The sequence below is a fragment of the Limimaricola soesokkakensis genome (assembly GCF_900172345.1).
Classification (GTDB): Bacteria; Pseudomonadota; Alphaproteobacteria; order Rhodobacterales; family Rhodobacteraceae; genus Limimaricola; species Limimaricola soesokkakensis.
This window is the reverse complement of the sequence record NZ_FWFY01000003.1, coordinates 165,081-184,233: the sequence shown is the minus strand read 5'-3', so window position 1 is coordinate 184,233 and position 19,153 is coordinate 165,081. Positions and strand designations below refer to the sequence as shown.

Here is a 19,153-nt window from a genome sequence, read left to right as displayed (position 1 = left end):
CGCGGCGCAACCGGTGCGCCGCGCCCCCGCGCGGGTCAGGTGTTAAACAGGAAGTGCATTACGTCGCCGTCCTTGACGAGGTATCCCTTGCCCTCGGCGCGCATCTTGCCCGCCTCCTTGGCAGCAGCCTCGCCGCCCAGGCTGACGAAATCCTCGTAGGCGATGGTCTCGGCGCGGATGAAGCCGCGCTCGAAATCGCCGTGGATCACGCCCGCCGCCTGCGGCGCCAGCGTGCCCTGGCGGATGGTCCAGGCGCGCGCTTCCTTGGGGCCGACGGTGAAGTAGGTCTCGAGATGCAGGAGGTCGTAACCCGCGCGGATCAGCCGGTCGAGACCGGCCTCTTCGAGGCCCATCTCCTCGAGGAACATGGCCTGCTCCTCGGCGTCGAGCTGGCTGATCTCCTCCTCGATCCGGGCGGAGATCACGACATGGGCGTTGCCCTCGGCGGCGGCCATCTCGGCCACCTTGGCGGACTGGCTGTTGCCGGTCGCGGCCGAGCTTTCCTCGACGTTGCAGACATAGAGCACCGGCTTGGCGGTCAGGAGCTGCAGCATCTTCCATGCCTTGCGGTCGTCGTCGGCGACCTCGACGGTGCGGGCGGGCCTACCCTCGGACAGCGCCGCCTGCGCGGCCTTCAGCAGGCGCTCCTGATCGGCGGCCTCCTTGTCGCCGCCGCGCACCTTGCGCTGCAGGCCCTGCAGCCGCTTCTCGACCGATTCCAGATCGGCGAGCATCAGCTCGGTCTCGATCACCTGCGCATCGGCCACCGGATCGACGCGGCCGTCGACATGGACCACGTCGCCATCCTCGAAGCAGCGCAGCACGTGGGCGATGGCATCGGTCTCGCGGATATTGGCGAGGAACTGGTTGCCGAGGCCCTCGCCCTTCGACGCGCCCTTCACCAGCCCCGCGATGTCCACGAAGGTCATCCGGGTCGGGATTACCTGCTTGGACTTGGCGATCGCCGCCAGCTTGTCGAGGCGCGGATCGGGCACGGCGACGTCGCCGACATTCGGCTCGATCGTGCAGAAGGGAAAGTTGGCGGCCTGGGCCGCGGCGGTGCGCGTCAGCGCGTTGAACAGGGTGGACTTGCCGACATTCGGCAGCCCCACGATCCCCATGCGAAAGCCCATGTCACGCCTCCTATCAGCACATCGCGGCGGTCCTATCCGCACGGGCGGCTTCGCGCAAGCCAAGGCTTGGTGACACGGGGGAGTGCGTGCCATGCTCGCCGGGAAATGCAAGGAGCCTGCACGATGATCCCGATTCCCTATGTCACCTTTCACGGCAACTGCGCCGAGGCGCTGGCCGCCTATGCCCGGATCTTCGACGCGCCGCCCGCCAACGTGATGACCTTCTCCGAGGCGCCGCAGGAGATGCGCGACTCCCTCCCCGAGGCCAGCCCGCAGGCGGTGATGCACGCGGCGCTGAAGATCGGGGAGGGTTGGATCTATGCCAGCGACGACATCATGGGCGGAAGCCCGGAGATGGCGGGCTGCTCGATCACCGTCGACCTGCCCGATGTCGCCCGCGCCCGCGCCGTGTTCGACGCGCTGGCGGAGCATGGTCAGATCCATATGGAGTTCGAGAGGACCTTCTGGTCCGAGGGCTTCGGCACGCTGACCGATCGCTATGGCACGCGCTGGATGGTCGGCGTCGAGGCCCCCATGCCGGACCAGCCCCAAGCCTGAGCCCCCATTGATTTCCGCCCCCCTTTGGCCCAAACCGCGAGGGGATCGGGCCAGAGGGGACGGGCATGACACGCATCGACGACACTTTCGCGCGGCTGAAATCCGAGGGGCGCAAGGCCTTCGTGGCCTATGTCATGGCCGGCGACCCGGATTTCGAGACCTCCAAGGAGATCGTGCGCGGCCTGCCCGGCGCGGGCGTCGACATCATCGAGTTGGGGCTGCCCTTCACCGATCCTATGGCCGATGGCGCGACGATCCAGCTTGCCGGCCAACGGGCGCTGGCGCAGGGCATGACGCTCGACCGGACGCTCGAGATCGCGCGCGACCTGCGCAAGACCGATGACAGGACGCCGATCGTGATGATGGGCTATTACAATCCGATCCATTCGCGCGGCGTGCCGAAGTTCCTCGAACAGGCGAAGGAGGCCGGGATCGACGGGCTGATCGTCGTCGACCTGCCGCCCGAGGAAGACGCCGAGCTGTGCCTGCCCGCACAGCAGGCCGGCCTGAACTTCATCCGCCTCGCCACGCCGACCACCGATGACGCGCGCCTGCCCAAGGTGCTGCAGAACACCTCCGGCTTCGTCTACTACGTCTCGATCACCGGCATCACCGGCGCGGCCGAGGCGCAGGCCGAGGCGGTGGCTCCCGAAGTGGCGCGGATCAAGTCGAAGACCGACCTGCCGATCATCGTGGGCTTCGGCGTTAAGACCCCCGAGACCGCGAAGAACATCGCTAGCATCGCCGACGGCACCGTGGTGGGTTCGGCCATCGTCAGCCAGATCGCCGAAGGCAAGCCGGTCCCCGAGATCCTCGCCTTCGTGAAGGCGTTGTCCGATGGCGCGCATTCCGCCTGATCGACCTTGTCCCTCAAATACGCGAACCCGACGGCGCCCCTCGCGGCGCCGTCCGTCATTGCGAGCGCGGCTGACCACTGGTAAATCATCCTTACCAATCGGGGGAGGGAACCATGCCAGTCATCACCTGCATCGACGATTTGAAACGTCTGCACAAACGCCGCGCGCCGAAGATGTTCTTCGACTATGCCGAATCCGGCAGCTGGACCGAGCAGACCTTCCGCGAGAACACCACCGATTTCGAGAAGATCCGCCTGCGCCAGAAGGTGGCGGTCGACATGTCCGACCGCTCGACCGTGGGCCGAATGCTGGACGAAAAGGTCGCGATGCCCGTCGCCCTCGCCCCCGTGGGCATGACCGGCATGCAGAACGCCGATGGCGAGATCAAGGCGGCGCGCGCCGCCGAGAAGTTCGGCGTGCCCTTCACCCTCTCCACCATGTCGATCTGCTCGATCGAGGACGTTGCCGAACACACCTCCGCCCCGTTTTGGTTCCAGCTCTACGTCATGCGCGACGAGGACTTCGTGGACCGGATCATCGAGCGCGCCAAGCGAGCCGGCTGCTCGGCGCTGGTCCTGACGCTCGACCTGCAGCTTCTGGGTCAGCGGCACAAGGATCTCAAGAACGGCCTCTCGGCCCCGCCCAAGCTTACCCCCGCGACGCTGCTGGACCTTTCGACCAAATGGAGCTGGGGGCTGGAGATGCTGCGCACCAAGCGCCGTGTCTTCGGCAACATCGTCGGCCACGCCCAGGACGTGGGCGACACGCGCTCCTTGATGAAATGGACCGCCGAGCAGTTCGACCTGAAGCTCGATTGGGAAAAGGTCCGCAAGATCGCCCGGAAATGGGACGGCAAGCTGATCCTGAAGGGCATCCTCGACGCCGACGACGCGCGCCGCGCTGTGGAATGCGGCGCCGACGCCATCGTCGTGTCGAACCATGGCGGGCGGCAACTCGACGGGGCGCTCAGCTCGATCCGCATCCTTCCCTCGATCGTGCGCGAGGTGAAGGGCGAGACGGAGATCTGGCTCGATAGCGGCATCCGCTCGGGACAGGACGTGCTCAAGGCGCTGGCACTGGGCGCGGACGCAACGATGATCGGCCGGGCCTGGCTCTACGGTCTGGGCGCGATGGGCGAAAAGGGCGTGACCACGGCGCTGGAGGTGATCCGCAAGGAGCTCGATCTCACCATGGCGCTGTGCGGCGAGCGCGACGTGGCCGATCTGGGACCGCACAACTTGCTGGTGCCGCGCGACTTCGAGGGCGAATGGCAGGAGAGCGGTCCTCGTTCCTCCGACCGGGCGACCTCGGTTCCCGCGTGACAGCTTCAAGGGGGCGGCTTGTCCGCCCCTGCCCCGCTAGGCCCTACAGTCGTCTCATGGGATATTGGAGCGGGCGGCGGGAATCGAACCCGCACGTTCAGCTTGGAAGGCTGACAGGCTACCACTACATCACGCCCGCTTCGGGGCCTTGATAGCGGCTCGCGCGGGAGGCTTCAAGACGGCCTAGACGTCAATCGGTTCGATCAGTTCCGGGCCGCTGGCCCGGTTCGAATTGACCTTCGGATCGACCCGGTGAAAAGCCAGCACCTCGGGGTTCGGCTTCATCAGAACGGCGGCGCCATGCCCCGCCTCGCCAAGCCAAAGCGGCCAGTCCCCGGGCTCCAGCACCACCGGCATGCGGCTGTGGATGTTGCGCATCCGCCCGGTCGCGCCGGTGGTGACGACGGCGCAGGTGACGAAGCTTTCCCCTTCCCGCTCCCAGCCCTGCCAGAGCCCGGCGAAAGCCAGCGGATCGCCATCCTCGCGGTGGATGAACCAAGGCAGCTTGTTGCCGTCTTCGTCCACGGTCCATTCGTAGAAGCCCGAGGCCGGGATCAGGCAGCGCCGTTCGCGCACCGCCGCCCGAAACGCAGGCTTCTCGGCAACCGTCTCGGCGCGGGCATTGATCAGCAGCGGCCCGTCGGTCAGCGTCTTGTACCAATGCGGGATGAAGCCCCAGCGCATCGGGCGCAGGCGGCGGCTGTCCCCGTCAGAGGTGACGGAATGCACCTGCACGGTCGGGCAGACATTGTAGTTCGGCACATCCGGCAGGTCATTGGCTGGGGTGGCGCCGAATATCTGCGCCATGGCGTCATGGGGCAGCGTGATGGCCATGCGTCCGCACATTATGAGGGCTCCTGTCGCTCCGCTCCGACATAGCATCGATGAGGCCCGATAAGGTAGCCATCGGCATGAAATCCCGTATCGGCGCGAAGCTTCCGACCCGCCGCGACCGCGAGAGTTCGGGCTTCACTCGCAACCGTCGGGCTGCCAAAAGGGCACCGAGACGGAAACAACCGAGGTCAGCTCATGCGCCCTGCCATCGCCGCAACACTCATGCTGATGCTCGTTTCGGGCTGCGCCGCGTCCGGAAGCCGGACGGTGGTCGAAGGCGCCGGCCCCGACGAGCTTTTGAAGCTGCGCGGGGGACCGGGGCTCGACTACAACGTGATCCTTGGCCTGCCCGACGGCACCCGGCTTCTCAGGCGCAACTGCGTGACCGAGGTGGGGCAGCTGTGGTGCCGCGTATCGCTCGCCGATGCGCCTGGCATCACGGGCTACGTATCCGAGGACTACCTTTCGGACCGGTAAACGGACAGCGGACAGTTCGCGGAAAGCCCAGCGCGCCGCTTCGAGAAGTGGTGGGTCTGCCTCGGTCGCCCATTGGAGCGCGACCGCACTTGGCCTCGATTCCTGACCGACGGCAGCGAAGCGTTCTTGTGTTCGAGAGCCCAAGCCTCGCCTAGACGCGAGGACCGCACCTGCGGCGCTACATGGCTGAAGCGCGAGACAGCTAACATCGCAATCGCCCGTATCGACGAAAAAGCGCGCGCCGGTGCCCCGGCGCGCGCCTTCGTTTCATCCTTCCGGATGAGTTACTTCATGGTGATCCGCCCATCCGTGTAGGGCTTGTAGTCGCCCTGCGCCGCCATGTACTCGGCGGTTACGTCGGCGAGATCGGGGCCGTAGTCATAGGCATTCTCGGCATCGACGAACATCGCGTAGCCGTCGCCGCCATTGCGCACGTAGTTGTTCGACACCACGCCATAGGTCGCCTCGGGGTCAAGCGGCTCGCCATCCACCATCACGTCCGAAATCCGGCTACCGGCTTCGGCGGCGGGATCGACCGCAAGGCTCATGCCCGCAACCTGCGGGAAGCGGCCCGCGCCCTCCTCGATCTGACTCACGCCGTTCTCGAGCGCCTCGAGCAATGTCGCGCCCGACACCTGGAAGGTCGAGAGCGTGTTCTGGAACGGCAGCACGGTCAGCACTTCGCCCATCGTCACCTCGCCCGCATCGATCGAGGCGCGCAGGCCGCCGGAGTTGGCGATGGCGATCTGGATGCCCTGATCGGCCACGCGGTCGAGCATGGCGTCGGCCACGAGGTTGCCCATCTCGCACTCCATGGCGCGGCAAACATCGCGGTTCCCCTCGATCGGCGCGGTGGTGCTGGCGACGACGCGGTTGCGGATCTCGTCGAGCGGCTTTGCCAGCTCGGAGACACGGTCGACCGCCGCCTGATCCTCGGCCACCTTGCCGTCGATCAGGATCGGTTCTCCCGCGGCCTCGGTGATGACGCCCTCGTCGTCGAAGGTCACGTTCAACTCGCCCAAGAACTTGCCATAGGCATAGGCCTGCACGATGGCGGTGTCGCCGACCATCACCGGATAGACGTCGACCGCGTCCTCCTGGGTGTTCGACAGCAGCGTGTTGGAATGGCCGCCGACGATCACGTCGACGCCAGTGGTCTCCTCGGCCACGCGCTTGTCGGTCTCGAAGCCGGAATGGCTCAGCACGACGATCTTGTTCACGCCCTCTTCGGTCAGCCGGTCGACTTCCGCCTGCACCGCCGCGACCGGGTCGGAGAACGTGACGTTCTCACCCGGGCTGGCCAGCTCATGCGTGTCCTCGGGCGTCAGGCCGATCAGGCCGATCCTCTCGCCGCCGCGCTCGATCACGGTGGATTTCTGGATCGCGTCGGCCAGTTGCTCCTCGCCCGAGACGTCGGCGTTCGACATCAGCACCGGGAACTCGACCTTGTCGATGAAAGCGCGCAGAACCTCAGGGCCGTCGTCGAACTCGTGATTGCCGACGGTCATCGCGTCATAGCCGAGCTGGTTCATGAACTCGGCCGTCATCTCGCCCTTGTAATAGGTGTAGAACAGCGTGCCCTGGAACTGGTCGCCGCCATCGACGAGAAGCAGGTTGCCATTGTCGGCACGATTGCGCGCCTCCTGCAGCGCGGTGACGAGCCGGGCCACGCCGCCGAAGCATTCGCCGGCCTCGTTGTCTTCGGGCGCGCAGGTTGAATCAAAAGCCGAGATCGGCTCGTAACGGTCGTGGAAATCGTTGGTGTGCAGGATCGTGAGCGAGTATTCCGCCTGCGCGGCACCGGCGGCGAGCGCGAGAGCGGCGGTGCCGCCGAAGAGTCCGAGTTTCATCGATGACGTCCCTGTCGGTTTCGTTATGGTTGCGAGCCTGCGCCATGCCCGGCGCATCTGTCAAAGCCGTCTGCGTCCTGCCCTAGCGGCATGTCAGGCGGATGACAGGGGAACGATGGCGGCGCTTGACGTCGCGGCGGGGCGCGGCCATGGAACGCTCATGCTGATCTACAAGATATTTCGCGCCTCCGAATGGGCAGATCTGGACCTCGCGGGGGAAACCCGCGGCGCCCCCGTCGACCTCGCCGATGGCTACATCCATTTCTCCACTGCCGTGCAGGCGTCCGAAACCGCCGCGAAGCATTTCGCGGGCGAGGACGGGCTGGTGCTGGCGGCCATCGACGCCGGGGCGCTGGGCGACGATCTGCGCTGGGAGCCGTCGCGCGGCGGCCAGCTTTTCCCGCATCTCTACCGGGCGCTGAAACGGTCCGAAGTGGTCTGGTCGAAGAAGCTGCCGCTAGCAGGCGGGCGTCACGAGTTTCCGGAGGAGATGACATGAGCGCGCTGGAAAAGCTGGGCCTCGCCGCACTGCACTGGATCGACCCCGAAACCGGGCACGGGCTGGCGCTCAAGGCGTTGAATGCAGGACTCGGGCCCAAGGGCGGACCGGTGACGAGCGCCCGTCTCAGGACCCATCTGGCCGGGCTCGACCTGCCCAACCCGGTCGGGCTGGCGGCGGGGTTCGACAAGAACGCGGTGGCGCTCGATGCGCTGGCGAAGACCGGCTTCGGTTTCGTCGAGGTCGGCGCCGCGACGCCGCGCCCGCAGGAGGGCAACCCGCGCCCGCGCCTGTGGCGGCTCAAGGCCGACCGCGCCGCGATCAACCGCTTCGGCTTCAATAACGAGGGCATGGAGGCCATCGCCGCACGGCTGGAGCAGCGGCCGCGTGGTGTCATCGGCCTCAATCTCGGCGCCAACAAGGACAGCGAAGACCGGGCGGCCGATTTCGCGACGGTGCTGAAGCGCTGCGGCCCGCATCTCGACTTCGCCACCGTCAACGTCTCCTCGCCCAACACCGAGAAGCTGCGCGACCTGCAGGGCCGCGCCGCGCTTTCGGCGCTACTCGTAGGGGTAATGACGGCCAATGCCGGGCTGTCGCGGCCTCTGCCCGTCTTTCTCAAGATCGCACCCGACCTTTCGGAGGCCGAGATCGAGGACGTGGCGCGGGTGGCCGAGGAGACAGGCGTGTCGGCCATCGTCGCGACCAACACCACCCTGTCGCGCGAGGGGCTGAGCGATCCCCAGAAGGACAACATGGGCGGCATGTCGGGCCAGCCGCTGTTCGAGAAATCGACGCGAGTTCTGGCGCGTCTGTCCTCGCTCACCGCTCTGCCGCTGATCGGCGTCGGTGGCGTCGGCTCGGCCGAGCAGGCCTATGAGAAGATCCGCGCAGGGGCCTCGGCCGTGCAGCTCTACACCGCGCTGGTCTATGGCGGCGTCAGCCTCGCGGGCGAGATCGCGCGCGGGCTCGACCGGCTGTTGGAGCGCGACGGCTTCGCCAACGTCTCCGAGGCCGTCGGCACCGGCCGGGCCGACTGGCTCTAGGCGGCGGCGCGTTCGAGAGCGGGATAGCGCGCGGCCAATGTCGCGCCGCGCGCCACGTAGCTCACCAACATCGCGGCCCAAAGGCCGTGATTGCCGAAGGCCGCGGTGAGCGGAATGGCGGCGGCAAAATAGATCGCCGCCGACAACACCATCATGTTGCGCATGTCGCGGCTTCGGGTGGCGCCGATGAAGATCCCGTCGAGCATCCAAGGGATCAGCCCGAACAGCGGCGTCGCCACCATCCAGGGCAGGAAGTCGCGCGCCGCCGCCCGCACCTCGGGCGCGGTGGTCATGGTGTCGATGATGGCGGGTCCGAAGATCGCGAACCCTGCCGCCAGAACGAGGCTGACCGCGCCGCCCTGGATCGAAGGCAGGATCGCCGCGCGCCTGAGCCTGAGAGCCGCGCGCGCGCCCATCGCCTGCCCCACCAGCGCCTCGGCCGCGAAGGCGAACCCGTCGAGCGCGAAGGCAGTGATGTTGAGGAATTGCAGCAGCACCTGGTTCGCGGCGAGAGGCACGTCACCGAAGGACGCGCCCCAGAACAGGAAGCTGATGATGATCGATTGCAGCAGCACCGAGCGGATCAGGATGTCGGTGTTCACCGCCGCCACGTGTCGCAGCCGGGCCGCGTCGAACACGCGCGCCCGGTCGCGCCATGCGGTGTTGCGAAAGGCGTCGCGACACAGCCAGAGGCCCAGAGCGAGACCCGACCATTCGGCCAGGAAGGTGGCCGTCGCGACGCCGGGCACGCCCCAGCCCAGCCCCAGCACGAACCACAGGTCGAGCGCGATGTTGACGCCGTTCATCCACAGCTGCAGCACCAGCACCGCGCTGGTGCGCTCCTGCGCGATCAGCCAGCCGGTGAGGCCGTAGATCGCGATCGCCGCCGGAGCCGACCACACCCGGATCGCGAGGTAGTCGCGCGCCAACGTCTCGACTTCGGCACTGGCGGGCGCGAGGGTGAAGGACAGGGCGAAAATCGGCGCCTGCAGCAGGATGATCCCGGCCCCCGCGGCAAAGGCGATGAGCAGCGCGCGGCTCAGAAGCGCCGCGACTTCCGCCCCTTCGCCCCGGCCCAGCGCCTGCGCGGCGAGCCCGGTCGTGCCCATGCGCAAGAAGCCGAAGATCCAGTAGATCGCCGAGAGGACCACCGCGCCGATGCCGACCGCGCCGATCGGGGCAGCGGCGCCCATCTGCCCCACCACGCCGGTGTCGACTGCGCCGAGGATCGGCACCGTGGCGTTCGACAATACGATCGGCAGCGCGATCTTCAGGACACGCCGATGCGTCAGCGGCGCGCGCGGCGCGGTCGTGGCGGTCTCAGCCATCCAGCCCCGGCATCAAGAAATGTCCCGTCGCCTGTGCGAAGAGCCGCGAGCGATTGTCCTGCCAGGCCTCGACATGGACGCTGGCATAGCGCCGACCGGAGCGGTTGATCCGGGCCCGCGCATAGGCGTCGCGCGGCAGGCCGGAGCGCAGGTAGTCGACCGTGAGATCGATGGTGCGCGGCCAGTTCGGCCGGGCCTCGGCCTCGGCCTGCGCCTCCGGCGTGCCGGCCTCGATCAACCCCCACATCCGGGCCCAGGCCAACTCGACGATGGCGGTGGTCTCGAGGAACGCCGCCGTGGCGCCGCCATGCAGCGCCGGCAGCATCGGGTTGCCGATCAACCGATCAGCATAGGGCAGCACGGCGGTCAGCTCGTCGCCATGGCGTTCGAAGCGGATGCCCAGGAAGGCGATGTAGGGCACGCCGCCCACCAGCCGCTCCAGCGCGCCGTCGCGGCGGGTCTTGATGACCTGGACGGGTTCGGGGCGCGGTCGGCTCATGGCTGCGTCTTCCTGTTTTCGAGGGTGAAGGCGCCGGTCGCGGTGGCGACGGGGCGGTCTTCGTCCTCGTCCGTCGCCACCGCCCTCACGAAGGCGACTGAGCGGGTCACGTGCCAGCACTCGGCCCGCGCGGTGATCGACTGGCCCGGCGTCGCGGGGCGCATGTAGTCGATCCGCAGGTCCAGCGTTGCGGTGCTCAGCGGGGCCGAGGGGTGCGACATCACCGCCGCCCCGGCGCAGGTGTCCATCAGCGCCGAGACCGCGCCGCCATGGATCACCCCGGTTTCCGGATCGCCGACCAGCCGCGTGTCATAGGGCATCGAGATCGCGGCATGGCCGTCACCCAACGCGTTGATGCGCATTCCGAGGGCCTGCGCATGCGGCAAAGCGTCGATGAATTGCTGGGCTCGGACGAGCTCTTTGTCGGGATCGGATGTCATGGCGTCAGCTTGGCGATCCGAATGGCTCCCGCAAGCGTTATCTCGTCGCGAGAAGGCTTGAAGCCGTGTTGTCGTCACGGCATCCCGGGCCTAGAGTTCGCCCGAAGGAGCGCCGATATGTCCGATACCCCCCTGACTTTCAAAGAAATGTGCGATCGCTTCGAGGTGACCCCCCGGACCTTGCGCTACTACGAATACATCGAGTTGCTCTCCCCCGAGAAGGAGGGCCGCTCGCGCTTTTACGGCCCGCGGGAGATCGCGCGGATGACGCTGATCCTGCGGGGCCGGCGCTTCGGCTTTTCGCTCGAAGAGATCCGCCAGTTCCTCATGATCTACGAGACCGAGGGCACCCGTGCGCAGATGGAGGTCTGGGTCGGCATGGCCGACCGGCAGCTCGAGGTGCTCGAAGGGCAGCGGCGCGAGCTGGAACAGACCATCGCCGATCTGCGCCGCCTTCGGGACGAATCTTCTGCATCCCTCAATGGAACGAAACAAGAGCCGTCAACCTGAGGGAGAATCGGAAAATTTGACCAAGAGAACAAAATTGCTTCCCAAGGGTCACATTTTTCTTGACCTTTCGTCATTCGGCCTCTGACGTGGCGTCATGTTTACGTTCGCGTCACCTTTGCTTGTATGGTCTCTTCGGAACCCGCAGGTGGATCGTCTGACCGGACACCGAGGGTTAAAAAGAATGACCGACCAGACCATGACCATCCGCCAGATGTGCGACAGCTTCGATGTGACGCCCCGCACATTGCGCTTCTACGAGGCAAAGGAGCTCCTGTTTCCCATTCGTGAAGGCACGAAGCGGCTCTTCACCCGGCGCGACCGGGCCCGGCTCAAGCTGATCCTGCGCGGCAAGCGCTTCGGCTTCAGCCTCGAGGAGATCCGCCAACTGCTCGATCTCTACGAGACCGACGACCAGCAGGAGGTGCAGCTCGCGCGCACCTACGAAGTGGCCGAACGGCATCTGCGGGAGATGCAGGAGCAGCGTGCCGCGCTCGACGAGGCGATCCGGGAGCTCGAGGCACAGATGCAATGGGGCGCGGAGCGGCTGAACCAGCTGCGCGCACGAGCGACGGCGGCCTGACCGCCCTCTCCTCTTCTGGTCGATATGACATTGCGCGGTCCGGGCGGGGGAGCCCGGGCCGCGTGACGAGGACCAGACCGGGCCTTCGGGCCCGCCGGAGGAGATACAGGGAATGCCAAGCTACACCGCGCCGATCCGCGACATGCAGTTCGTCCTGCACGAGATGCTCGACATCTCGCGCCAGGAAATTCCGGGCTATGCGGATCTTGACGCCGATTTCACGGCAGCGATCCTCGAGGAGGCTGGCAAGCTCTCCTCGGGGGTTCTTGCCCCGCTGAACCTGACCGGCGATCATCAGGGCTGCCGTCTCGAAAACGGGGTGGTGCGGACGCCGGAAGGCTTCAAGGCGGCCTTCGACCAGATCCGTGACGGCGGCTGGACCGCGATCGACGTCGCCGAGCAATATGGCGGCCAGGGCTTGCCCTATCTGATGCACACCGCCGCGAACGAGCCGATGGTTTCGGCCAACATGGCGCTGAACATGTATCAGGGCCTGACGCATGGCGCCTACAGCGCGATCCACATCCACGGCACCGACGAGCAGAAGGCGCGCTGGCTGCCGAAGCTCGGCTCCTGCGAATGGACCGGCACGATGAACCTGACCGAGCCGCATTGTGGCACGGATCTCGGGCTGATGCGCACCAAGGCAGTGCCGCAGGAGGACGGGACCTACAGGATCTCGGGCCAGAAGATCTTCATCTCGGCCGGCGAGCACGACATGGCCGAGAACATCGTCCACCTCGTGCTGGCCAAGATCCCCGGCGGCCCCGAGGGCATCAAGGGCGTGTCGCTGTTCATCGTGCCAAAATACCTCGTGAACGAGGACGGCTCGCTGGGCGCGCGCAACGGCGTCGCCTGCGGCAATCTCGAAGAGAAGATGGGTATCCACGGCAACGCCACCTGCGTCATGAACTATGACGAGGCCGAGGGCTATCTTCTGGGCGAGGCGCATAAGGGCATGCGCGCCATGTTCACCATGATGAACGAGGCCCGTCTCGGCGTCGGCCTGCAGGGCTGGGCGCAATCCGAAGTCGCCTACCAAAACGCGCTCGCCTACGCCAAGGACCGGCTGCAGGGCCGCGCCGTGACCGGCGCCAAGAACCCCGACAGCCCGGCCGATCCGCTGATCGTGCATCCCGACATCCGCCGCTCGCTGATGGATCAGAAGAGCTTCAACGAGGCGGCGCGCGCCTTCACCTACTGGGGCGCGATGCTAATCGACCGCAGCCACAAGGCGGGCGACGCGGAGGCCGAGGCGATGATCTCGCTGCTCACGCCGATCATCAAGGGCTTCCTCACCGACAAGGGCTTCGAGATGTGCGTGCAGGCCCAGCAGGTCTTTGGCGGGCATGGCTACATCGAGGAATGGGGCATGTCGCAATTCGTGCGCGATGCCCGGATCGCGATGATCTACGAGGGCGCCAACGGCGTCCAGGCGCTCGATCTCGTGGGCCGCAAGCTCGCCGCGCAGGGCGGCAAGCCGATGATGACCCTGATCGAGGAGATCAAGGTCTTCTGCAAGGAGAACACGGAGGATGCCGATTTCGCGCGCGACTTCATCGAGCCGCTGAAATCCGCCTCCAAGGACATGCAGCAGGCCGCGATGTTCTTCATGCAGAACGGCATGAAGGATCCCAACGCGGCGCTGGCCGGCAGCAGCGACTTCATGCACCTGATGGGCCATGTTTGCCTGGGCTGGACCTGGGCCAGAATGGCCAAGGCGGCGCAAGCCGGCCTCGACGCCGGCACCGGCGACCGGGGCTTCTACGAGACCAAGCTCGCGACGGGGCGCTACTACATGGCGCGCCAGCTGCCGGCAACGAAGATGCATCTCGCCCGGATCGAGAGCGGTGCCGCGCCGGTGATGGCGCTGGAGGCGGACGCTTTCTGATGGACGAGGGCGCTGTCCGGGGCGAGGCTCGTCCCGGACAACGACCCGGAGGACGAGATGCCCAAACGCCTGAAACTGACCCGTCGATTTCCCGTGGCGATGAGCGAGGACGGCTATCGCCGCCTCAAGCGCTTCGCCCGGGAGGCCGGGCTCGACGAAGGCGAGGCGCTGTCCTTCCTGTTCGAGAATTTCGACAGCGTGATCGACGCCGATACCTTCGGGCACCGGCTCAGGCTGTTCAACGCGGAGTTGGAGGCGCGCAAGAGGTAGCGCCTGCGCAAGATCGCAGATGGAGGAGCTGCGTATTTTTAGAAAGATGAAAGAGCCGGCGATCCACCCGCGGCGCGGCGCGTCGCGTTCGGACGCTCCACCCCGGGGGTTTCATCTTCCACGGCCATCGGCTCGCCAGCCTGTACCGCAGATGCGAAGCTGACGGCAAAGCGTTGATGATGCGTTAAATGCCACGCCTGCTTCATCTTTCTTCAAATACGCAAAGGCCCGGCCGCGGCTGGGTGACACGACCCTAGGAGGAGAAATGATCCGACTTCATTGCTTCGGCGAGAGCGGCAACGCCTACAAGGCGGCGTTGCCGATGACGCTTGCCGGGCTCGACTGGGAACCGGTGAAGGTCGACTTCTTCGCCGGCGCCGCCCGCTCCGACGCGTTCCGCGCGCTCAACGAGATGGGCGAGGTGCCGGTGCTCGAAACCGATGACGGACTGCGGCTGAGCCAGTCCGGCGCGATCCAGGACTGGGTCAGCGAGCGCACCGGCAAGTTCGGCGGCAACACGCCCGAGGAACGTCGCGAAGTGCTGCGCTGGGTGCTGTGGGACAACCACAAGCTTTCGGGTCAGGCAGGCACCCTGCGGTTCCTGATGAATTTCCTGCCGCCCGAAAAGCGGCCCGAGCAGGTGATCAAGTGGCTGCAGGGCCGCCTCGCGCCGACCTATGCGACGCTCGATCGGGCGCTTGAGGACCGCGACTGGCTGGTGGGCGATGGCCCGACCAATGCCGACTTTTCGTGCTGCGGCTATCTTTTCTACACCGAGCCTTTCGGCTTCGACCGCGCCGCGCATCCCCATATCGACCGCTGGCTCGACCGCATCGCGGCGCTGCCGGGCTGGAAACACCCCTACGAACTGATGCCCGGATCGCCCGCCGACCGGGAAGGAGCGACCACATGACCGAAGCCTTCATCTATGACGCGATCCGCACCCCGCGCGGCAAGGGCCGAAAGGACGGCTCGCTGCACGAGGTCACGAGCCTAAAGCTCTCGGCCGGCGTGCTCGACGCGCTAGCCCAGCGCAACGGCCTCGAGGGCCATGCCGTCGAGGACGTGATCTGGGGCAACGCCACGCAGGTCGGCGAACAGGGCGGCTGCCTTGCCCGCTCCGCCGTGCTGGCCTCCTCCCTCGACGAGCGCATTCCCGGCCTGTCGATCAACCGCTTCTGCGCCAGCGGCATGGAGGCGGTGAACCTCGCCGCCAACCAGGTCCGCGCCGGTGCGGGCCGCGCCTATATCGCCGGCGGCGTCGAGGCGATGAGCCGCGTGCCGATGGGCTCGGACGGCGCTGCCATCGCGGTCGATCCCTCGGTTGCGATGAAGACCTATTTCGTGCCGCAGGGCATCTCGGCCGACATCATCGCGACCGAATACGGATTCTCGCGCGACGAGGTCGACGCTTTCGCGGTCGAGAGCCAGCGCCGTGCCAAGGCGGCCTGGGATGACGGTCGCTTCGACCGCTCGGTCGTGCCGGTCAAGGACATCAACGGCCTGACCATCCTCGACCGCGACGAATACATGCGGCCGCAAACCGACATGCAGGCGCTCGGCGCGCTGGAGCCGTCGTTCAAGGCGATGGGCGAGGTGATGCCCGGCTTCGACAAGGTCGCGCTGATGAAGTACCCGCATCTGGAGCGGATCAACCACGTTCACCACGCGGGCAACTCGTCCGGCATCGTCGATGGCGCCGCCGGCCTGTTGATCGGCGATGCCGAATTCGGCCGCGCGCATGGTCTCAAGCCGCGCGCCCGGATCCGCGCCACCGCGAAGATCGGCACCGATCCGACGATCATGCTCACCGGCCCGGTGCCGGTGACCGAGAAGATCCTCGCCGATAACGGCATGGCGATCTCGGACATCGACCTGTTCGAGGTGAACGAGGCCTTCTCGGCGATCCCGCTGCGCTTCATGCAGGCCTTCGACATCGACCCCGCGACGCTCAATCCCAATGGCGGCGCCATTGCCATGGGTCACCCGCTGGGTGCCACCGGAGCGATCATCCTTGGCATCCTGCTCGACGAGCTGGAGCGGACCGGCAAGGGCACCGGCCTCGCCACGCTCTGCGTCGCCTCCGGCATGGGCGCCGCCACCATCATCGAGCGGGTCTGAGCCATGCTCGCCCGCCCCTCAGGCGCCCCGCAGGGACGCCTTCCACACGTGGACAAGGGCTCCTCGCGCCTTAGTTTCCAATGGGAAATCCATCCTGCAATCTGCGAGGTCGATTGGCATGTCCCGCGTCATGTCGCAATTCATCGAGAACCACACCCGGCTGTTCCGCGAGGGGCGGATCGAGGAGATGCTCGACGACTGCGACTACCCGCTGGGGGTACAGGGACCGGAGGGTCTCACGGTGCTGGCCAACCGCGATGTCTACCGGGAGTGGCTGCAGGGCTGGCAACGCGACCTCGGCACCCGCGCCATGCACGAGGAATATGTCCGCATCCATACGCTGGAGCTGCCGCGGGCCAGAAAGTTCCGGGTCTGGATCGAGCGCCGGTTCCAGAACGACAGCGGCGAACGGGTCGATCTCGACGTGATCTACTACTGTCGGTTGGACACGCCGCGTCCGGTGATCGAGATGATCGAATTCGGTGCGCCGCCGAGCGACGCCCCCTGACGCCGCATCCGCGCCGTCCCTTCCCCACACAGTTTGCGAACAGGAGGTCGTCATGACCGATTTCACACTCATGCGCGACGCCGATGGCGTTGCCGTCATCACCTGGGACGTGCTCGGCCGCTCCATGAACGTCATGTCGATGCAGGGTTTCGAGGAGCTCGATGCGCTGGTCGACGAGGCGCTGGCCGATGAGGCCGTGAAGGGCATCGTCATCACCTCCGCCAAGAAGGATTTCGCCGGCGGCATGGATCTCGGCGTCATCGCCGGGATGAAGGAGGCCGGCGGAGACGACCCCGCCCGGGCCGTGTTCGAAGGCGTGATGCGGATGCATGGCGTGCTGCGCAAGATCGAGCGCGCGGGCCTCGACCCCAAGACCAACAAGGGTGGCAAACCGATCGCCGCCGCCCTGCCCGGCACCGCGCTGGGCATCGGGCTGGAGATCCCGCTGGCGTGCCACCGGATCTTTGCGGCCGACAACCCCAAGGCCAAGATCGGCCTGCCCGAGATCATGGTCGGCATTTTCCCCGGTGCCGGCGGCACCACCCGCCTCGTGCGCAAGCTCGGCGCCATGGGGGCGAGCCCGCTGCTGCTCGAAGGCAAGATGAACGACCCCAAGAAGGCCAAGGCGCTGGGCGTGATCGACGAGGTGGTCGAGGACCCGCTCGCCGCGGCCAAGGCCTGGGTGCTGCAGGCCAAGGACGCGGATCTGGTGAAGCCGTGGGACGCCAAGGGCTACAAGATGCCCGGCGGCGCGCCCTACCACCCGGCGGGCTTCATGACCTTCGTCGGCGCCTCCGCGATGGTGCATGGCAAGACCCAAGGCGTGTACCCGGCCGCCAAGGCGCTTCTGTCGGCGGTTTATGAGGGCGCGCTGGTGCCCTTCGACACCGCGCTCAAGATCGAGGCGCGCTGGTTCACCAAGGTGCTGATGGATCCCTCCTCCACCGCGATGATCCGCTCGCTCTTCCTCAACAAGGAAGCGCTGGAAAAGGGCGCGAACCGCCCCGAGGCGCCGGACCAGAGCGTGAAGAAGGTTGGCATCCTCGGCGCTGGCATGATGGGCGCGGGCATCGCTTATGTCTCGGCCAATGCCGGGATCGAAGTGGTGCTGATCGACCGCGAGCAGGCCGCCGCCGACAAGGGCAAGTCCTATTCCGAGGGGCTGCTCGACAAGGGCATCAGCCGCAAGAAGGTCACGCCCGAGAAGAAGGAGGAGGTGCTGGGCCGGATCAACGCCACCACCGAGATCGAGGCGCTGTCGGACTGCGACCTCATCGTCGAGGCGGTGTTCGAGGATGTCGGCGTGAAGGCCGAGATGACCAAACGGGTCGAGGCGGTGATCAAGCCCGACGCGATCTTCGCTACCAACACCTCGACCCTGCCGATCACCGAGCTGGCCAAGGCGTCCGAGCGCCCCGACCGGTTCATCGGCATCCATTTCTTCTCGCCGGTCGACAAGATGATGCTGGTCGAGATCATCAAGGGCCGTGAGACCGGCGACGTCGCCGTGGCCAAGGCGCTCGACTTCGCACGGCAGATCCGCAAGACGCCTATCGTGGTGAACGACGCGCGCTTCTTCTACGCCAACCGCTGCATCATCCCCTACATCAACGAGGGCATCCGCATGGTCGCCGAGGGCGTCGAGCCGGCGCTGATCGAGAACGCGGCGCGTCTCGTCGGCATGCCGCTTGGGCCGCTGCAGCTCGTGGACGAAACCTCGATCGATCTCGGCGTGAAGATCGCCAAGGCCACCAAGGCCGCGATGGGCGACGCCTATCCGGACGAGGCGGTGGACGAGGTGCTGTTCTGGATGGCCGATCAGGGCCGGATGGGGCGCAAGTCGAAATCGGGCTTCTACGCCTATGACGAAAAGGGTCAGCGCACCGGCCTCTGGGACGGTCTGTCGGAGCGCTATGCGGTTTCGGACGAGCAGCCCGATCTCGTGGAGGTGCAGCAGCGGCTGCTCTTCGCACAGGTACTCGAGGCGGTGCGCGCCTTCGAGGACGGTGTGCTGACCGACATCCGCGAAGGCGACGTGGCGGCGATCCTGGGCTGGGGCTTCGCGCCGTGGTCGGGCGGGCCGTTCTCCTGGCTCGACATGATCGGCGCGGGCTTTGCCGCCGAGCGTTGCGACGCGCTAACCAAAAAGCATGGCCAGCGTTTCGCCTGCCCCAAGCTGCTGCGCGAGATGGCAGGCTCGGGTGCCGCGTTCTACGACCGCTACGGCGACGGCCAAGCCGCCGACGCCGCCTGACCACGACGATCCGCGGCGCCCGCCCCCGGACGCCGCGGATCCCCGTCCCGCATCGGACGGCGAATGCGACGCAGATGCCGCCGATCCGGCACAGGCTTCGAAGCGTCGCCCCTGTTCCTCCCTACATCGCAGGGCTATGTTGGCCGAAACGGCAGGCCGGGACGTTTGGGCCGCGA

The 19,153-nt window shown here is 66.7% G+C and carries 20 protein-coding genes and 1 tRNA gene; 14 read left to right on the top strand and 7 right to left on the bottom strand.

Going from position 1 to position 19,153, the window contains the following annotated elements; translation table 11 throughout:
* Positions 1-35: 35 nt before the first annotated feature.
* Complete coding sequence (ychF, locus tag LOS8367_RS06285; RefSeq protein WP_085895638.1) at positions 36-1,133, bottom strand: redox-regulated ATPase YchF; 1,098 nt, start codon at positions 1,131-1,133, stop codon at positions 36-38.
* Between the two features lie 123 nt (positions 1,134-1,256).
* Between ychF and LOS8367_RS06280 the strand changes: the two genes are divergently transcribed.
* The 3 genes from LOS8367_RS06280 (at position 1,257) to LOS8367_RS06270 (ending at position 3,870) form a co-directional block, all read left to right on the top strand.
* Positions 1,257-1,691, top strand: a complete 435-nt coding sequence (locus LOS8367_RS06280; RefSeq protein WP_085895637.1) for a VOC family protein — start codon at positions 1,257-1,259, stop codon at positions 1,689-1,691.
* Positions 1,692-1,756: 65 nt separating this feature from the next.
* Entirely contained in the window at positions 1,757-2,548 is a 792-nt protein-coding gene (gene trpA / locus LOS8367_RS06275) for a tryptophan synthase subunit alpha (protein ID WP_085895636.1), read from the top strand.
* Positions 2,549-2,661: 113 nt separating this feature from the next.
* Positions 2,662-3,870, top strand: a complete 1,209-nt coding sequence (locus LOS8367_RS06270; protein WP_085895635.1) for an alpha-hydroxy acid oxidase — start codon at positions 2,662-2,664, stop codon at positions 3,868-3,870.
* Between the two features lie 65 nt (positions 3,871-3,935).
* On the opposite strand, the gene LOS8367_RS06265 is transcribed toward LOS8367_RS06270, so the two are convergent.
* Positions 3,936-4,009: transfer RNA gene (locus tag LOS8367_RS06265), tRNA-Gly, on the bottom strand.
* 44 nt (positions 4,010-4,053) lie between these two features.
* On the bottom strand, positions 4,054-4,716 hold the full coding sequence (locus tag LOS8367_RS06260) for an SOS response-associated peptidase (protein ID WP_085895634.1): 663 nt from the start codon (positions 4,714-4,716) through the stop codon (positions 4,054-4,056).
* 183 nt (positions 4,717-4,899) lie between these two features.
* Here LOS8367_RS06260 and LOS8367_RS06255 point away from each other — a divergent pair, with 183 nt between their 5' ends.
* On the top strand, positions 4,900-5,181 hold the full coding sequence (locus tag LOS8367_RS06255) for an SH3 domain-containing protein (RefSeq protein WP_085895633.1): 282 nt from the start codon (positions 4,900-4,902) through the stop codon (positions 5,179-5,181).
* Positions 5,182-5,465: 284 nt separating this feature from the next.
* Here the strand turns inward: LOS8367_RS06255 and LOS8367_RS06250 are convergent, their stop codons facing one another.
* Positions 5,466-7,031, bottom strand: a complete 1,566-nt coding sequence (locus LOS8367_RS06250; RefSeq protein ID WP_085895632.1) for a bifunctional metallophosphatase/5'-nucleotidase — start codon at positions 7,029-7,031, stop codon at positions 5,466-5,468.
* Positions 7,032-7,191: 160 nt separating this feature from the next.
* On the opposite strand from LOS8367_RS06250, the gene LOS8367_RS06245 reads away from it, so the two are divergent.
* Both LOS8367_RS06245 and LOS8367_RS06240 read left to right on the top strand, forming a co-directional pair.
* The gene (locus tag LOS8367_RS06245) at positions 7,192-7,530 is read left to right on the top strand and encodes a DUF952 domain-containing protein (RefSeq protein ID WP_085895892.1); all 339 of its coding nucleotides are present in this window, start codon (positions 7,192-7,194) and stop codon (positions 7,528-7,530) included.
* On the top strand, positions 7,527-8,576 hold the full coding sequence (locus LOS8367_RS06240) for a quinone-dependent dihydroorotate dehydrogenase (RefSeq protein ID WP_085895631.1): 1,050 nt from the start codon (positions 7,527-7,529) through the stop codon (positions 8,574-8,576). The genes LOS8367_RS06245 and LOS8367_RS06240 overlap by 4 nt, the downstream gene beginning before the upstream one ends.
* Here the strand turns inward: LOS8367_RS06240 and LOS8367_RS06235 are convergent.
* From LOS8367_RS06235 to LOS8367_RS06225, 3 genes are read right to left on the bottom strand one after another with little or no spacing between them, the layout of a single operon-like run.
* Complete coding sequence (locus LOS8367_RS06235) at positions 8,573-9,904, bottom strand: MATE family efflux transporter (RefSeq protein WP_085895630.1); 1,332 nt, start codon at positions 9,902-9,904, stop codon at positions 8,573-8,575. The genes LOS8367_RS06240 and LOS8367_RS06235 overlap by 4 nt on opposite strands.
* Positions 9,897-10,403: a PaaI family thioesterase gene (locus tag LOS8367_RS06230; protein ID WP_085895629.1), complete on the bottom strand. Its 507-nt coding sequence runs from the start codon at positions 10,401-10,403 to the stop codon at positions 9,897-9,899. The genes LOS8367_RS06235 and LOS8367_RS06230 overlap by 8 nt, the downstream gene beginning before the upstream one ends.
* Complete coding sequence (locus LOS8367_RS06225) at positions 10,400-10,843, bottom strand: PaaI family thioesterase (RefSeq protein ID WP_085895628.1); 444 nt, start codon at positions 10,841-10,843, stop codon at positions 10,400-10,402. Before LOS8367_RS06225 ends, LOS8367_RS06230 begins: the two co-directional genes overlap by 4 nt.
* A 117-nt stretch (positions 10,844-10,960) precedes the next feature.
* On the opposite strand from LOS8367_RS06225, the gene LOS8367_RS06220 reads away from it, so the two are divergent.
* From LOS8367_RS06220 to LOS8367_RS06185, 8 genes are all read left to right on the top strand, one after another.
* Complete coding sequence (locus LOS8367_RS06220; protein WP_085895627.1) at positions 10,961-11,353, top strand: MerR family transcriptional regulator; 393 nt, start codon at positions 10,961-10,963, stop codon at positions 11,351-11,353.
* A 181-nt stretch (positions 11,354-11,534) separates the two neighbouring features.
* On the top strand, positions 11,535-11,933 hold the full coding sequence (locus LOS8367_RS06215; RefSeq protein ID WP_085895626.1) for a MerR family transcriptional regulator: 399 nt from the start codon (positions 11,535-11,537) through the stop codon (positions 11,931-11,933).
* Positions 11,934-12,045: 112 nt separating this feature from the next.
* The gene (locus LOS8367_RS06210; protein WP_085895625.1) at positions 12,046-13,824 is read left to right on the top strand and encodes an acyl-CoA dehydrogenase C-terminal domain-containing protein; all 1,779 of its coding nucleotides are present in this window, start codon (positions 12,046-12,048) and stop codon (positions 13,822-13,824) included.
* Between the two features lie 57 nt (positions 13,825-13,881).
* Complete coding sequence (locus LOS8367_RS06205) at positions 13,882-14,094, top strand: hypothetical protein (protein ID WP_085895624.1); 213 nt, start codon at positions 13,882-13,884, stop codon at positions 14,092-14,094.
* A 265-nt stretch (positions 14,095-14,359) separates the two neighbouring features.
* On the top strand, positions 14,360-15,007 hold the full coding sequence (locus tag LOS8367_RS06200; protein ID WP_085895623.1) for a glutathione S-transferase family protein: 648 nt from the start codon (positions 14,360-14,362) through the stop codon (positions 15,005-15,007).
* On the top strand, positions 15,004-16,215 hold the full coding sequence (locus tag LOS8367_RS06195) for an acetyl-CoA C-acetyltransferase (protein WP_085895622.1): 1,212 nt from the start codon (positions 15,004-15,006) through the stop codon (positions 16,213-16,215). The genes LOS8367_RS06200 and LOS8367_RS06195 overlap by 4 nt, the downstream gene beginning before the upstream one ends.
* A gap of 130 nt (positions 16,216-16,345) precedes the next feature.
* Positions 16,346-16,723: a hypothetical protein gene (locus LOS8367_RS06190; RefSeq protein ID WP_133056295.1), complete on the top strand. Its 378-nt coding sequence runs from the start codon at positions 16,346-16,348 to the stop codon at positions 16,721-16,723.
* A 52-nt stretch (positions 16,724-16,775) separates the two neighbouring features.
* Positions 16,776-18,977 (top strand): 3-hydroxyacyl-CoA dehydrogenase NAD-binding domain-containing protein, encoded by a 2,202-nt coding sequence (locus LOS8367_RS06185; RefSeq protein ID WP_085895620.1) that lies wholly within the window; start codon positions 16,776-16,778, stop codon positions 18,975-18,977.
* Positions 18,978-19,153 lie beyond the last annotated feature (176 nt).